The 13,694-nt window shown below is 42.9% G+C and carries 12 protein-coding genes and 1 tRNA gene; 8 read left to right on the forward strand and 5 right to left on the reverse strand.

The genetic code is table 11. The features are described 5' to 3' along the window. Window positions 1-21: 21 nt before the first annotated feature. The 5 genes from AC6F33_RS03785 to AC6F33_RS03805 all read left to right on the forward strand — a co-directional run bounded on the left by AC6F33_RS03785 (window position 22) and on the right by AC6F33_RS03805 (window position 6,151). On the forward strand, window positions 22-1,398 hold the full coding sequence (locus AC6F33_RS03785; RefSeq protein WP_255748508.1) for a M20/M25/M40 family metallo-hydrolase: 1,377 nt from the start codon (window positions 22-24) through the stop codon (window positions 1,396-1,398). 21 nt (window positions 1,399-1,419) lie between these two features. Further along, complete coding sequence (locus tag AC6F33_RS03790) at window positions 1,420-2,838, forward strand: M20 family metallopeptidase (RefSeq protein ID WP_480947776.1); 1,419 nt, start codon at window positions 1,420-1,422, stop codon at window positions 2,836-2,838. Window positions 2,839-3,087: 249 nt separating this feature from the next. Beyond that, window positions 3,088-4,227 carry a metallophosphoesterase gene (locus tag AC6F33_RS03795; protein ID WP_500777756.1) on the forward strand — a complete coding sequence of 380 codons (1,140 nt, stop codon included), beginning with the start codon at window positions 3,088-3,090 and terminating at the stop codon, window positions 4,225-4,227. 95 nt (window positions 4,228-4,322) lie between these two features. Then, the gene (locus AC6F33_RS03800; RefSeq protein ID WP_255748511.1) at window positions 4,323-4,463 is read left to right on the forward strand and encodes an FbpB family small basic protein; all 141 of its coding nucleotides are present in this window, start codon (window positions 4,323-4,325) and stop codon (window positions 4,461-4,463) included. Between the two features lie 461 nt (window positions 4,464-4,924). Further along, complete coding sequence (locus tag AC6F33_RS03805; protein ID WP_255749779.1) at window positions 4,925-6,151, forward strand: IS110 family RNA-guided transposase; 1,227 nt, start codon at window positions 4,925-4,927, stop codon at window positions 6,149-6,151. 493 nt (window positions 6,152-6,644) lie between these two features. Here AC6F33_RS03805 and AC6F33_RS03810 read toward each other — a convergent pair whose 3' ends face one another. Next, entirely contained in the window at window positions 6,645-7,247 is a 603-nt protein-coding gene (locus tag AC6F33_RS03810) for a pentapeptide repeat-containing protein (protein ID WP_500777757.1), read from the reverse strand. Window positions 7,248-7,374: 127 nt separating this feature from the next. Between AC6F33_RS03810 and AC6F33_RS03815 the strand changes: the two genes are divergently transcribed. Then, complete coding sequence (locus AC6F33_RS03815; RefSeq protein WP_255749531.1) at window positions 7,375-7,812, forward strand: disulfide oxidoreductase; 438 nt, start codon at window positions 7,375-7,377, stop codon at window positions 7,810-7,812. A gap of 73 nt (window positions 7,813-7,885) precedes the next feature. Here the strand turns inward: AC6F33_RS03815 and AC6F33_RS03820 are convergent, their stop codons facing one another. Together AC6F33_RS03820 and AC6F33_RS03825 are read right to left on the reverse strand one after the other, a co-directional pair. Next, window positions 7,886-8,452, reverse strand: a complete 567-nt coding sequence (locus AC6F33_RS03820; protein ID WP_255749532.1) for an NADPH-dependent FMN reductase — start codon at window positions 8,450-8,452, stop codon at window positions 7,886-7,888. A 12-nt stretch (window positions 8,453-8,464) separates the two neighbouring features. Next, complete coding sequence (locus tag AC6F33_RS03825; RefSeq protein ID WP_480947773.1) at window positions 8,465-9,523, reverse strand: LLM class flavin-dependent oxidoreductase; 1,059 nt, start codon at window positions 9,521-9,523, stop codon at window positions 8,465-8,467. Window positions 9,524-9,694: 171 nt separating this feature from the next. Between AC6F33_RS03825 and AC6F33_RS03830 the strand changes: the two genes are divergently transcribed. After that, window positions 9,695-10,042 (forward strand): winged helix-turn-helix transcriptional regulator, encoded by a 348-nt coding sequence (locus tag AC6F33_RS03830; protein ID WP_255749534.1) that lies wholly within the window; start codon window positions 9,695-9,697, stop codon window positions 10,040-10,042. An 81-nt stretch (window positions 10,043-10,123) separates the two neighbouring features. Here the strand turns inward: AC6F33_RS03830 and AC6F33_RS03835 are convergent. Then, window positions 10,124-10,196, reverse strand: a tRNA-Ala gene (locus AC6F33_RS03835). A 155-nt stretch (window positions 10,197-10,351) separates the two neighbouring features. Further along, window positions 10,352-10,651, reverse strand: a complete 300-nt coding sequence (locus AC6F33_RS03840) for a hypothetical protein (protein WP_255749535.1) — start codon at window positions 10,649-10,651, stop codon at window positions 10,352-10,354. Between the two features lie 189 nt (window positions 10,652-10,840). On the opposite strand from AC6F33_RS03840, the gene AC6F33_RS03845 reads away from it, so the two are divergent. Next, a complete protein-coding gene (locus AC6F33_RS03845; protein ID WP_500777758.1) occupies window positions 10,841-13,504 on the forward strand; it encodes a sigma 54-interacting transcriptional regulator in 2,664 nt (887 codons plus the stop codon). The last annotated feature ends 190 nt before the right edge of the window (window positions 13,505-13,694 follow it).

Genomic DNA, 13,694 nt, shown 5'->3' on the forward strand with positions numbered 1-13,694 from the left:
ACGAGATAAGGAAGCGATATCATGGAGAGCAGCAAGAGAAAAGCACTGGAGGAAGAAGTACGCGCACAAGCGGATCGGTCGATTGAGACACTTTACAGCTATTTGCGGCTTAAAACAGTTTCTGCTCAGAACTTGGCAATTCCGGAAACAGTCAATTTTGTTTCTGAATTGTTGAATGGTCTTGGCGCAGAAGTTAAGGTTCTTGACGATTTGGGTGGCAACCCCGTTATTTACGGTTTTTTACCTGCGGGGGAAAAGGGCAATGCAAACAAAACCTTGCTTTTCTACGATCATTATGATGTTCAACCACCGGATCCGCTTGATGAATGGAACTCAGAGCCATTCGAACCTTATTTAAAGGATGGCATTCTTTACGCACGTGGTACTGCTGATAATAAGGGAACGTTGATGCAGCGTTTGGCGGCGATTAAAGCATTGGAACAAACCGGCGGACTGCCATGCAATATCAAATTTCTTATTGAAGGGGAAGAAGAGATCGGGAGTCCCAGTCTCACCGCATATCTAAAAAAATATGCAGAACTTTTTAAGGCTGACGCATGTATCTGGGAGTTCGGCAATAAGGATGCAGCGGAACGCGTTTCGCTTTTTGCAGGAATAAAAGGATCTGCTTATTATGAATTCTCTACGAAGAGCGCAAATATCGATATCCATTCATCACTTGCCGCTGTCATTGATAACCCGGCCTGGCGTTTGGTGCAGGCACTGGCCAGCATGAAAAACCAGAATAACGACATAACTGTTGAAGGATTTTTTGACGAGATAGAGGAACCCGATGAGGCATTAATTAAAACGGTTCGCGCCGTTCCTTTTAATGATGAAGCATTGAAAAAATCGTTTGGACTCAGTCGTCCGTTTATTACAGAGGCGCGCGGCGAGGTGCCCCAAGACGCACTCATGCTGCATCCGACTTTGACCATTTGCGGTATGGTGAGCGGTTATATCGGTGAAGGCGCTAAAACCGTGCTGCCTAAGGAAGCAAAGGTTAAGATTGATTGCCGCATGGTTCCCGGACAAACTGGAGAACATCTGCTTGCTTGTTTCGAGCGTCATCTTGCCCGTCACGGTTTTTCAGACGTCAAGGTGGACATGATCGAATCACAGCGTGCCTTCCGCTCAGATATTAATGATCCATTTCTTAAATTAGTTAAAAAAACAGCGGAAGAGGCTTATCAGTCTGAGGCCATCCTGTATCCGAATTCAGCAGGAACGGGTCCGATGTATGTTTTCGATAAATACCTCCATCTTCCGATTGTCAGCACTGGTGTCGGCTGGGCTGAATCTAAAGCACATGCACCGAATGAATCGATTCGTATGAAAGATTATGTGGATGGAAGCCTGCACATGGCTTACTTATTGACTGATTTCGCTGCGCAATAAAAGAGAGAAGGAGAATCTAACTTGGGCCTAATTGATGAGATAAAGCATATGATTTATGAAAAAAGAGACAGCTACCAAGCGCTGAGCGAAAAGGTATGGGATTTTGCAGAACTCCATTTTGGCGAAGTGAAATCAGCAGAGCTGCTGAGTCAAGCACTTGAGGATGAAGGTTTTACAGTTCAAAGAGAGATAGCAGGATTAAAAACCGGATTTGTCGGCAGCTATGGTGAAGGTAAGCCGGTCATTGCATTCCTTGGTGAATTCGATGCGCTTGCAGGGTTGAGTCAGAAGCGTAATAAAACGGTTCACGATCCGATCGTGCCGAATGGCAACGGTCACGGCTGCGGCCATAATTTACTGGGCGTCGGCTCGCTTGCTGCGGCATTTGCTGCAAAAGAATACTTAACGAAGCACCAACTCAAGGGTACGATTCGTTATTATGGCTGCCCGGCTGAAGAAAGCGGAAACGGTAAAGCCTATATGGCACGCGAAGGCTGTTTTAAAGATGTAGACGCTGCTTTTTCGTGGCATCCGGATTCAAAAAATACGGTGCAGCATCTTTCAAGCAATGCGGTCATTGAAGCTCGTTTTACATTTAAGGGAGTCAGTGCACATGCTGCTGCTTTGCCGGAACTGGGGCGCAGCGCGCTGGACGCATTAGAATTGATGAATGTTGGTGTCAACTATTTGCGCGAGCATATGGCAGATAAGGCACGTGTCCATTACGCAGTAACGAACACTGGCGGTGTCTCGCCAAATGTTGTTCAAGCCATTGCTGAGGAGCGTTTCCTCGTTCGTTCGCCGAAACCAAATGAAGTAAAAGAATTGTTTAAACGCGTGGTTAATGTTGCCAAAGGCGCAGCATTGATGACAGATACGGAAATGAGCTATAAGATTGAGGGCGGCTGCTGTAATTTGATTCCGAACACTGCGCTGCATCAAGTGATGGCTGATTTAATGGAAGAAATCGGTTACCCTGAACCATCAGAGAAAGATCTTGCTTTCATTAAAGATATCTATGCATCGCTAGGAGATAATGAAAAGAACTTTGCGAAAAAGTTCCTTACGACTGAACAGCGTAAAACGATTGATGAAAAGCCTATTGCTGATTGGGTGATTCCATGTCCTGAACACGATACATTTATGGAGGGCTCTACTGACGTTTCCGATGTCAGCTGGAATGTTCCGACTGCGCAATGCTTTACATCAACATGGGCATTTGCAACGGTACCGCATACTTGGCAAGTGGTTGCTCAGGGAACTCAAGACTTTGCTTTGAATGCGGCTCTCTACGCCGGAGAAGCCATGGCTTGCACTGCACTCAAGGCATTGGAAGATCCGGAACTGCTTGCTGAGGCAAAGCGGGAATTCAAAGAACGACTTGACGGTGAAACCTATGAATGTTTGATTCCACCGGATGTAACGCCATCTAGTTTATAATGAAAAGTCAGCTTTAAGAGGATAGTTGACTTTTTTCAGCAAACATCTAAAGAGAACTTTTTCCGTAACTTGGGAGAAAGTTCTTTTTTTATTGCATGAAATGAGCAGAAATCGTGCAATTTAAATACAGTTGCTCGTGTGAGAATCACTATTTTTGCACAATTAAAACGGGAAGGGACTCAAAGGCGAACCGAAGATGGCGAGCTTGCCCTCCGGGACAATCGTCCGATACGGAAGGGAGAAGGCAGTATGCAGCATATGAACTGGAGAGATTTTTTAGCTGTAAAGATAATGATTATTATTCTTTTTCTTTGTTGCGTCATTTCAGGGATTCTTAGTCTTTTCCCAGGTAAACAAACGGAACCCAATGCTCAAACGACTAGTGTTAAGCGGCATGCAGTGAATACAAAAATAGCTCACCATGTATTTTTTCAACGGCCGAGTTTAAGTCCGGTTGATCATCAGGAACCAAAGGTAGCACATGAGCTGTTTAAAGGAATTCACTCCATTGATTTTACTTTTGGTGTACTTCCGGATACACAATACTACAGTAAGTTGCATCCGGACATATTTAAACGGATGAATCACTGGTTTGTCGCTAACCGAGATTCATTAAATCTGAAATATATTTTTCACTTGGGTGATATTGTTAATAATTATGATCAGCCTTATCAATGGAAAACAGCTGACAAGGCAATGAAAATCCTGGATGAGGCAAATGTGCCATATGGGATTATTACAGGTAATCATGATGTTGGTTTTCAAAAAAAATATGCGTCATTCGATCGTTATTTTGGAGAACAGCGTTATCAGCTGAACCCATGGTACGGCGGTTCCTATGATAACAATAAAGGCCATTTTGATTTAATTAACTCAAATGGTCAAAAGTACATTATGCTTGGCATGGGTTGGGGCATAGGCGGTGAAGAAATTTCCTGGATGAATCATGTGCTGCAGTCTTATCGCAAACGGATTGCTATCCTGTTCGTACATGATTACTTGGGCAGCTATGGAAGGCGCACCGCACAGGGACAGATGCTCTTTGAAAATGTGGTGCGTCCCAATCCCAATGTTCGAATGGTTATGAACGGTCACAGCTTTGGTGCCGCGCGTCGAATTGATAAGATTGATGATAATTTCGATGGAAAACCGGATCGAAAGGTCATGCAAATTTTGTCTGATTATCAATCGGTGAAAGGCGGGCAAGGCTACATTCGTGTCATGGGTTTTGACCTTAAGCATGATAAAATTTATGTGCGCACCTTCTCACCGCAAGTGAATCGAACGCATGCATTTAAGAAAAACAAAGACAACTTTACATTCGGCTTCGACCTTGACCAGAAGACCAAAAAGGTGAAAAAAACGAAAAAAAAACATGTTGCACGGTGACTGGGTATTAAAGTCAAAAATATCACACAATTCGTTAATCTTTTCTTCAAATAACTGCGTTATGATTTAGTTAACAAGAAGAGAGGATGATTGAAATGAGAAAAAAGGTTACGTATCTGCAATTAGTGAAAAAAAATAAAGAAGAGATAATGAGGGATCGGATCGAATTGAACAGGATCGATCGAATACTTGATGAACGCCGCACCTCGCAAGTAAAAAAAAGCGCGACGAGATAAATGATTGTGTTTGGGTACATGAATAACCTGTCTATTGTTGCTTTAAATAGAGACGGCTGAGTTAATCTCAGGCCGTCTTTTTGACAAGTAAAGAAACATCCATGACTTGCTTGAGGGGCGGGGGACACCACTTAATGAAAATACTATGGAACTGAGAAGCTAGCTTGTATTTACGTACAAAACTCCCATGCCCCGCTTTGAGGGGTGCGGGACACCACCGGTCATGAAAATGTAGGGCTACGTTTTCTTCTATGTAAGAATGGATAAAAGGAGAATGGGGACAGGCAAAGGTCGGTATTTTTTTGGAGGGCTATTAAACCCCGTGTACAAAACCGATCCCATGCACCTTGGAGCACCACCCAATGTCGCTTTTTTCAAAGCACGTGTATAAAAATTCATATCACTCAGGTGCACCACCTGTCCCTCCATCATTTTATCATGATTAGAGGGGATGATGAATCATGGATGCACTTTTAAACTGTTGTGCGGGTTTGGATGTTCATCAAAAAGAAATCGTTGCCTGTGTGTTAAAGGGCGAAAAAAAGGTTCAGAAACAGATCCGGAACTTTGGCACGACCACCAAGGAACTCCTTGCCCTTAGCGATTGGCTGCAGGAAGCTCAGTGCACGCATGTCGCCATGGAAAGTACGGGTGTCTATTGGAAGCCGGTTTGGAATATCCTCGAGAGTTCGTTCATCTTAATCCTTGCCAATGCGAAAAGGATTAAGAATGTTCCGGGGCGGAAGACCGACATGAATGATGCCCAATGGATTGCTAAACTTTTACGCAACGGATTAATTGAGTCAAGTTTTGTTCCCCCAGAAGCGATCCGCAACTTGCGTGACCTGACTCGGTATCGGAGAAAGCTGCTGCAGATGACAACGGAGCAGAAGAATCGCATTCATAACGTCTTGCAGGACGCCAATATTAAGTTGACCAGTTATATGAGCGATGTCTTTGGTGTTTCCGGACGCGCATTGCTTGAGGCAATCATGAATGGGGAATCGCTAACTCGGGAACAGGTTCATTCCCGAGTAAAAACAAAACTAAGGGCGAAAGTGCCTCAGCTTTTGGATGCGCTAAACGGGAAAATTCGACGGCATCATCGAAAGATGATTCGACGGCAATATGATTTGCTTCTTGACTTAGAAAAACATAGTGCGGAACTGGAACAAGAAATTGATCAGTTGATGACGGACTATCAAGAGGAAGTGGGGCTACTCACATCGATTCCGGGAATCAATCAGGATGCAGCGGCGGTCATCCTAGCGGAAATCGGAACAGACATGACCCAGTTCCCAACGGATGCGCATTTATCCTCCTGGGGTGGACTGAGCCCAGGAAACAATGAGAGTGCCGGAAAGAAACGATCGTCTAAAACGACGAAAGGAAACAAAGGCTTAAAGTCAATGCTTTGTCAGGTCGCCTGGGGAGCTGTCCGGAGTAAGAAGACACGCTTGTCGGCTTACTATTACCGATTGGTCAAACGACGTGGACCGAAAAAAGCAATCATGGCCTTAGCACATCTCATTCTGAAGATTATCTATCATATCTTAAAAGAGAAGCAACCCTATAAAGAGTTCGGTCCTGATTACCTGCCAAAGAAAAAGCAAAGTGCCAAGTTCTATCAGCGACAGCTGGAAAAACTGCTCGGTTACGAAATAGAAATTCACGAAAAAACAGCATGAACTGAAAAAAATTCAGTTCATGCATCAGGGACAGTATTTTTTTGCACTTTTTTTGAGCGTCATCACATTTACGTATAAAAGTATATGATTTTGTACGCCGATAAGATCACAAGCTGCTAGTTCCCAATCCGCATGGATCGGTTAGGCGATCAGTTAAGCGCCCAGTCTGATAAATAGACGGAGAAATTCCGCTTAATTCGAAAATGAACGAGAAAAAAGCCTAAATAGACGGAAAAATTCCGCCTATTGAATAAAAAAAACGTGAAAATGGAGGGCTTTTCTGTGAATAAGCGGAAAAATTCCCCTTATTTACCAGTGAAACAAGCTTCGGAGTGCAAATAGCCGGAATATCTCCGCTTATTTTACTTGTTCCTTATTGAAGGGCAAGGATGCTCAATGCAACGCGAAAATCATCGCATTCTGCCGAAGTAAGGAGGGGGCGTTTTTTGCCCGGTTTTTCTTATTTGATGGTGGGTCGACCAATAAGTACAGGTTATTCAACTACTTTAATTCCAAAAGATGAAATCAGACTTGCTGCCTGAAATTGATTAATTTTAAGCCCGTTGGATAAAGTAACATCAATTCGAATCATTGAAAATTCGCAGCTGGACAAGTTGACATCCTTGAGCTTTGTTTCACTAAAATCGGAACCGTCAATCAACGAACGGTTAAATTTCATTTTTTTCATTTGCACATTTTGGAAGGAACTCTCGTTTAGTTTATCTGTTTCAAAGGTGACATTTGTGAACTTGGAATCAGAAAAATTGATATAGGTCATCAAGCAATCCGTGAAAGTAGTGTCTTTAAATGTTGCTTTGATAAAATTGGTTCCCAAAAATTTGCACGCAGTAAAAGTGTCTCGATACAGGATTGATTTCTCAAAATCGCAATTTGAGAAATCACAGTGTGCGAACGAACAGTCAAGCAGCTCCGTTTTTGTAAAATCTTCAAAGAGGAAGACACAATGGTTAAATTGAACATCGCTCAAAAGCTTTTTTTCCTGATGGCTGTCAATTTCACAGTTTTTCAAGACGGATCCTTCTTCAATTTCTTCGAGATAAAGTGTTTTATTTTCAATTGGTGTTCCTGATTCCATTGCTATTCACCAGACTTTCATACAATAATAACCTACTCGGGAACAATTCGTATCCTAATGAGCCTTTTTCAGATAAAATGAGAGAGACACATGCTTCTTAATCATTAATCCATAAGGAATGGTTCATTTGATTAAAAATAGAATTCCAAATCATTATCTTCTCTTATTCTCTTGGATTGCCGCGATCTTTGCTACAGGAGGCAGCTTGTTTTTCAGCCAGGTCATGCATTTCGTGCCTTGCACATTGTGTTGGTACCAGCGTATTCTCATGTATCCGCTGGTCATCAGCCTCGGTATTGCCTACTTACATAACGATGTTTCAATTAGAAGATATATTTTGCCCGTTTCTATCCCAGGCTTTGTTTTAGCGTGCTACCATTATACCATTCAGATGTTGCCGAATGTCAGTACTTCGCAGTTCTGCTCACCGAACAATCCATGTACCGACAAGGAATTTTCAATTCTTGGTTTTATTACGATTCCACTGATGTCCGCAACTGCTTTTTTTCTGATCACTTTGTCAATGTTGCTTCTCAAAGCAAATCATCAAAATGAAATGAAGTGATCGCACTAGTTGTTGCTATGAAAAAATCTCCTTTCCAACTCACCTGGAGTGGAAAGGAGATTGCACGAAGTGATTAAAATCCATAAGCTTTTTCTTGTTCCTCACGAATCGCTGCGTAGGTTTTTGTCAGGACAACGGTGTCCTCAGCCAGACGACTGATTCGAAATAAGATGTCTTCATTAATCATTGCTTTTTGGTAAAAGTCCTTTTCTTCAATAAATACATAGCTCTGCACCATTTGTGCTTTCATATAAGCGAGTATCGGTTTTAACTGCTGTTCGGCAATCAAGTAATGTTTAGGCGAACCTGCGGTTACGATCATGCCGATTATTTTATCTTGGAAGGCATTTACGGGCAGCAGATCAAAGATGTTCTTTAAGGGAGCAGGTATTGATGCTTGAAAAACAGGTGTCCCGATAATAATCGCATCTGCATCCATTAAGCTCTTGGCAACGAACTGCGTGTCGCCGTCATACTCCAAATAATTGCGTCCATCACTGAATCGAATATTATATTCAGCCAGATCAATCAAGGATGCATCAACATTCGGATCTTTTTCTCTTAACGTTGTGAGCATATAATCCATGGCGATCCGCGTTTTGTGACCGACAATTGTGCCGACTAATCCGACAATCTTCATGTTTCCACCTTCTTATTTTTTTGCTGTGTATTTCTTGATCGCCGGTACTATTTCTGTGCCGATCACTTCTACATTCTTCATGACCTTATCAAACGGCATACCGCCGAAATCAATTTGAGCAATATAGCGCTGATGGCCAAATAATTCATATTGGTAAAGTATTTTTTCAATGATTTGCTGAGGACTGCCCACATTAATAATACTATGAGGATCGGCTCCTTGTGCAAAAAGCTGCTTAGAAAATCCCTGACCATTCGTTTTTTTCATGCCTTCATTAATACGCGGATACAGCTCACGAAGTGCTTGCTGCGTGCTCTCCGCAGTGTAGAAAAATCCGGCAGTAGTCACGGGCAGCTCGGCCGGATCAAAGCCGCTCGCTTGAGCCGACTCTCGGTAAGCATCAATGGTACGCTTGAAAATGGCGGCAGGTCCGCCTAAGTGGGCCATAAACATGGGAACGCCGGCATAGCCTGCCTTCATTGCACTGGCAGCCGTGCCGCCTACCGCTCTCCATATCGGCAGCGAACCATTTTTGGGACGTGGCAGTATTTTTGCATTGGTTAAAGGGGCGCGGAAATTTCCCTTCCAATTCACGATCTCTTCTTCATTTATTTTCAAGAGCAGATCAAATTTTTCTTCAAACAGTTCTTCGTAATCCCGAAGATTATAGCCCAGCAAATCGAAAAGGCCGATTCGCGATGCGCGTCCGGCAATGATTTCCGCACGTCCGCCGGAGATCAGATCAATCGTTGCAAAATTTTCATAGACGCGGACCGGATCTGAAGTACTTATAATTGTGGACGAGCTTCCGATTTTTATCTTTTTCGTCGCCTGTGCAATAGCCCCAAGCACAACGGCATGTGCCTGGGTCGCAAAGTAGTCCTGGTGGCTCTCGCCGACACTGAAAAAATCAATACCCGCCTGATCGGCGAGCTTCGCATACTCAATGATTTCATGAATGCGCTGTTCGGCCGAAATCCGCTCACCGGTTACAGGATCCGGCAAGTGATCGCCTAGCGTATAGATGCCGAATTCAAGCCCTTTACTTGAATCAATACGATATTTTCTCATGGATCATCATGCCTTCTTTTCTATTTTCACAAGCTTTGTCTTTTATGTTCCTACGAAAAGATCTTCTCATATATTTCATGTAATGTTATTATAAAAGATAATACCTATTTATGTAAGTACACACTTTCAAGTGGTATAGTATACAAATGGATACTATTGGAGCGAATGAATATGAAAATTGAACCTGATTTATGCCATGTGGAAAACGCATTGAGTATATTAGTGGGAAAATGGAAGCCGATTATTTTATTGTATCTGCTCAGAGACGGCACCCAGAGATTCAGCGAATTGAAACGAAATGTGAACGGTATTACGCAAAAAATGCTCACTAAGCAGCTTCGTGAACTGGAAGAGGAGGACATTGTGAAGCGTGTCGTTTACCCTCAGGTGCCGCCAAAAGTTGAGTATTCAATCACCGAATACGGGAAGAGTCTGCAACCAATTCTAGAAGACATGCATGAATGGGGCTTGAAGCACATCGCACATAAGCAGCAAATGCATCTGACCCGTCTCCATTAAGAAACAAATAGATCGAAAGGCATCTGAGTTCAGGTTTTGAGGAACCTACTCAGATGCCTTTTTCTATTTTCATATTTATTATGGAGCATAGGGGGCTCGAACCCCTGACCTTTGCGCTGCCAGCGCAACGCTCTCCCAGCTGAGCTAATGCCCCGCAATCAAGAATGATAAGCTCTACCTTATGGCAATGCTATTATATTACATGATGTCCGGCGTGAAGGTCAAGAAAAGATCCGATAAATTAGCCATAACCATCTCGAATTATTGAAAAAAACCTCCGCTTGATTTGCGGAGGTTATGCAGAAGCAGTTACTTCATGAAATCGGCAGGCGTTCTGAGGTGCCAATTCAGTGATTGATTTAATTGGTTAATGAATGGTTTCATGGTTTCATCCAAATAGTTCTGCGACATCAGTATTTTTGGGGCACTCATTGACCAGCCGAAAATGAGTTTCTGATAAGGACCAAGCTTTTTCCATGACGGATCAAGTTCCTTATAGACTTGATCGAGCATTTCTTGAATATCTGATTCCGTGTATAAAGAGTTTTTCGCAGCATCAATGGCAGTTGACGGATCATCTAAATAAGACTTAATGTCTTCGATTGTCACAAGTACCACCTCTACGACTATGGTATCACAATCATGGTGAAATCAATTATTTCTTTACGGTAAATCTTTTCCATGCTTCACTGCAGTCAAGCCGTATCCGCTGATCATATTACGACACGCATCGTCTATTAGTCTTGCCTTTGATATAATAAAAGATATAGCAAAAAAACGGAAGGAAGAACAGCCTTCATGAAAGCACAGGACAGAGTATATAATGCCTTAATACAGTCAGCCGATCACAGCGATGAAGGTGTTACCGCTTCAGAACTTGCAGAACAGATGGGGTTGAGTCGGCCGGTCGTCAGTCACTATTTGAGTGGATTGTTAAAAGAAGGCCGTGCTCAGAAGAAGGGAACAAAGCCGGTTTATTGGAGCGCTGTCCAGCGTGAAGCAGATGAGCCGAAACAAGAAACAGACGCTTTCCAAGCATTTGTTGGACATGACGGAAGCCAAAAATCGGTGATTGAACAATGCAAGGCGGCCGTTAATTATCCGCCGAATGGTTTGCCCCTGATCATCAATGGCAGGAGCGGCGTAGGCAAAAGCTTTCTCGCCAGTCTAATCTACCGTTATGCTCTGGACAAAGGCGCGATTGGCGCGGATGCGCCGTTCATTATTTTGAACTGTGCGGATTATGCCAATAATCCCGAGTTGCTTTCTAGCACTCTGTTTGGTCATAAAAAAGGGGCATTTACCGGGGCTGATCAGGACAAAGAGGGTTTGCTGAAGCAAGCGGACGGCGGGTATCTGTTCTTTGATGAAATTCATCGGCTGTCCTTCGAGAATCAGGAAAAACTGTTTGTCTTTATGGACAAGGGACAGTTCCGTCCAATTGGTGAAAATAAACAATGGCAGTCAGCTAAGGTTCGACTGATTTTTGCAACCACCGAACAAAACGATGAGGTTCTTCTTGCCACATTTCGAAGAAGAATTCCGCTAAAAATCCATATCAGCGATTTGAGTGAGCGTCCATTCTCCGAGCGCTTGCAGCTGGTCTATAATTGTTATCTTCAGGAAGCCAAAAAGATGCGCAAAAATCTTGAGGTGAGCAGTGAAGTGCTCAATCAATTATGCTTTCAAAGACTTGAAGGCAATATCGGGATGCTGCGGAACATAATTCAAATCAGCTGTGCTCATGCGTTCACCGAACAGCAGAGCCGGGAATCCTTGCAGATCACGATTGACCAGCTTCCGCTCTCAAAAAAGGACAGAACAGGTGAGAATGTTCTTAAACGGAATTTTTCCCCGTTGCAGATTGGAATGAATGACGAGCTTACTGCTGTGGCAAATGAACCTCGTCATCAGAAGAAGCAAATGACAGGCTTTTTCTCCTATCTGTCGCAGTACCCTGAAGAGGATACAGCCAAGGATCGCGCCGCATTAATCTTGGAATTTAAGAAGCTGGCACAAAGTATTGACCAAGCCAAGCCAACAGATCACGAGATTATCAATCGATTTTCTGCAATTCGTGAACGATTTGATGAACAGGTGCAGTGGATGCAGGAACGCTATGGTGTGACGTGTTCAACCAATACGATTGACGCGATGTTCCATGCGTTTATCTTATTCCAAAAAATGGTGCTGCCCTCAGATCAAGGTGATGTGCTCAATAAAAAGACAGCTACCTTATTTCCAAAGGCACATTATATCGCTGAACGCTTTGCTGAGCGCTCAGCGGCGTTAACCGATCATGGATTAAATTCACTTACACAGCTGTTCACCTTCTATTTACAGCCTTATATTGAAGAGAATATTCGCCTGCACGGTCTGATCGTTGCCCATGGACGGCATACGGCGAGCAGTATTCAGGCAGTGGCGAATCAGCTCTGTCACACGTTCGTATTTGAATCGATTGATATGCCGATTTCAACCGATCTTGGAGAAATCATTGTCAAGGTTAAGGATTATTTGAAGAGGCAGGATACAAGCGACGGACTCATTCTGCTTGTCGATATGGGCTCGTTGACACGACTGTACTCTTCTATTAAGAATCAGCTCAATGGAGATCTTCTGATTATCAACAATCTAACGACACAAGTTGCACTTGATATTGGGATGAAAATGGTACAAAACACTCCGTTTCGGAAAATTGCGGAGCAGGCAAAGACAAATTACACGATTGATGCTCGTTATTTTGAAGGGCTGACTCAAGGAAAAAATATCATTATTTCGTGTATGTCCGGTGTTGGTATTTCCAATCGTGTACGTGAAATCATGACACACTACATTCCTCAGGATCGACTGGATGTTTTGACCATGGAGTACAAGGAGCTCAGAGATGCGATTGCACGCAATGACAAGTCGTATTTTAAACAGACGCTGTTTATTATTACCACATCAGAACTGCCGTCAACACTTGATGTTCCTAATGTTAATATCTATGAAATTCTTGAGGACCGAGGCCAGGGGTATCTGTGGAAAGGGTTGAAGCCATTCATCGGACGTCCGCATTTTGAATTAATGATTCAGGACTTCTTGAAGAATTTCACGATTGAAGGCATTTCTAGCCGCCTGAGCTTCTTAAATCCGACTGTCATTATTAACGAAGTTGAGCATGTGATTTCTTTATATGAGAACTATTACGAAGTTCGGCTGGACGGCAAGGTCAAGTTGAATCTCTATATGCATATTGCCTTGATGGTGGAACGATTAATTACGACCAAAGACAGCAGCGTGCGGGACAATGTCAGCGTTCAACTTTCTAATAAAGAACAGGAATTTATTGCGATCACAAAAGAAATCTTTCATGATATGGAAACCAAGTACAATATTCGCGTAAACGGCTATGAACTTTCACTGCTTTATGAACTGTTGAAACCGTTTATTAAACGAAATAGTGAACAGGAAAATTAAACGGTTTTATGATGTGTTTAAAAAAGACACTGGATTTGTGTATAAGTGTTTAAAGGTAAATAAAATACGTGCTTTGAAAACGGTTAATGAATCGCAAATGGTCAGATAGTGACGCATTTTGCGGATTCTTGGCCGTTTTTTAATGCGCTTACAAAGTGTTTAAAAAAGTTGGCACGAAAATTGCTTAGTA

This window comes from Sporolactobacillus sp. BBK16-2 (genome assembly GCF_059878335.1).

Bases quoted from the DNA above. Each gene is read 5' to 3' on its own strand.
- AC6F33_RS03785 (WP_255748508.1), top strand. From the start codon at position 22: ATGGAGAGCAGCAAGAGAAAAGCACTGGAGGAAGAAGTACGCGCACAA.
- AC6F33_RS03795 (WP_500777756.1), top strand. From the start codon at position 3,088: ATGCAGCATATGAACTGGAGAGATTTTTTAGCTGTAAAGATAATGATT.
- AC6F33_RS03800 (WP_255748511.1), top strand. From the start codon at position 4,323: ATGAGAAAAAAGGTTACGTATCTGCAATTAGTGAAAAAAAATAAAGAA.
- AC6F33_RS03805 (WP_255749779.1), top strand. From the start codon at position 4,925: ATGGATGCACTTTTAAACTGTTGTGCGGGTTTGGATGTTCATCAAAAA.
- AC6F33_RS03810 (WP_500777757.1), bottom strand. From the start codon at position 7,247: ATGGAATCAGGAACACCAATTGAAAATAAAACACTTTATCTCGAAGAA.
- AC6F33_RS03820 (WP_255749532.1), bottom strand. From the start codon at position 8,452: ATGAAGATTGTCGGATTAGTCGGCACAATTGTCGGTCACAAAACGCGG.
- AC6F33_RS03825 (WP_480947773.1), bottom strand. From the start codon at position 9,523: ATGAGAAAATATCGTATTGATTCAAGTAAAGGGCTTGAATTCGGCATC.
- AC6F33_RS03830 (WP_255749534.1), top strand. From the start codon at position 9,695: ATGAAAATTGAACCTGATTTATGCCATGTGGAAAACGCATTGAGTATA.
- AC6F33_RS03845 (WP_500777758.1), top strand. From the start codon at position 10,841: ATGAAAGCACAGGACAGAGTATATAATGCCTTAATACAGTCAGCCGAT.